Annotated in this window: 1 protein-coding gene; it reads right to left on the reverse strand. The window is 79.7% G+C overall.

Annotated elements, in window-relative coordinates; translation table 11 throughout:
• Window positions 1-26: 26 nt before the first annotated feature.
• Window positions 27-1,163 (reverse strand): FAD-dependent oxidoreductase, encoded by a 1,137-nt coding sequence (locus tag GTR00_RS21180; RefSeq protein WP_166613483.1) that lies wholly within the window; start codon window positions 1,161-1,163, stop codon window positions 27-29.
• Between the last annotated feature and the right edge of the window lie 68 nt (window positions 1,164-1,231).

Here is a 1,231-nt window from a genome sequence, read left to right on the forward strand (position 1 = left end):
GGGCGGGGCCGGGCGCGCTGGCGGGGTCACGGACCGGCGTGCAGCGCCCCGACGCGGAAGCGCTCCGGCGCGGTGCCGCCGGTGGCGACGTCCGCGGCGAGCTCCCCCAGCAGCGGCGCGAACTTCGCGCCGTGCCCGGAGCAGGCGGACAGCACGGTGATCCCGTCGGCGCCGTCGACCACGAAGTCCTCCGTGGGGGTGTTCGTGAACAGGCACGCGGTGCCCGCGTACGGCTCGGGCACCAGGCCGGGCAGGAACTCGCGCACGTACGCGGTGACGCGCTCGCGGTTGGCGGGGTCGAGCGCGCCGGTCCGCCGGGCGGCGGAGGCGATCGGCTGCCCGGCGTTGTAGAGGGCGACCTTGTGCCCGCGCCAGCCGGCGTCGCGGCCGCCGGGCAGCGCGTAGGCGTCCCAACCGCGCGGGTCGTGGATGGTCGTGGGCCAGGTGCCGTGCGGGTGCTCCCGGCGGTACGGGAAGTGGAACGCGTTCTCCTGCATGACCTGCAGCCGCGGGAACGCCGCCAGGAAACCCGCCGGCAGGGGCAGCTCGCGCAGCAGGTCCGGCAGCCAGCCGCCGGCGCTGACGACGACGTGCGCGGCGTCCAGGCGCCGGCCGTCGCGCGCGTGCGCGGTGAACCCCGCCCCCGTGCGCTCCAGCCGGGCCAGCTCCCACCCGGTGAGCACCCGCGCGCCGTGCCGCTGCGCGAGCGCGACCATCGCGCGCACGGTGCCCTGCGCGTCGAGCACCCCTCCGCCGGGCTGGTGCAGCACCTCCCCGTCGAAGGTGATCTGCGGCCAGCGCCGCCGCGCGGCGGCGGCGCCGAGCAGCTCGTGCTCCACGCCCGCGGCGGCCAGCACGGCCGCCAGCGCGCGCGGGTGGCGGCCCGGGCCGTGGTCCAGGGCCCCCACGCGCTGCAGCAGCGGCGCGCCGTGCTGGCGCTCCAGCTCCCGCCAGGCCGGGTCCGCGCGCACCGCGAGGTCGACGTAGTCGCGCTGGGCGTAGGCGTAGCGGAAGATGCGCGCCGAGCCGTGGGAGGAGCCGTCGGGCGCGGCGGGCTCGGTGCGCTCCACGAGCGTGACCTCGCCGCCGCGCTCGGCGAGCCGCCAGGCGGTCGCGGAGCCGGCCAGGCCCGCCCCGACGACGAGGTACCGGGTGGGGCTCACCGGCGCGCCCCGCCCGCCGGGCCGGGCGCGCTCACGCGGCCTCGGGCGCCACCGGCGCCGCCCGCAGC

The organism is Kineococcus indalonis (assembly GCF_009906395.1).
Taxonomy (GTDB): Bacteria; Actinomycetota; Actinomycetes; order Actinomycetales; family Kineococcaceae; genus Kineococcus; species Kineococcus indalonis.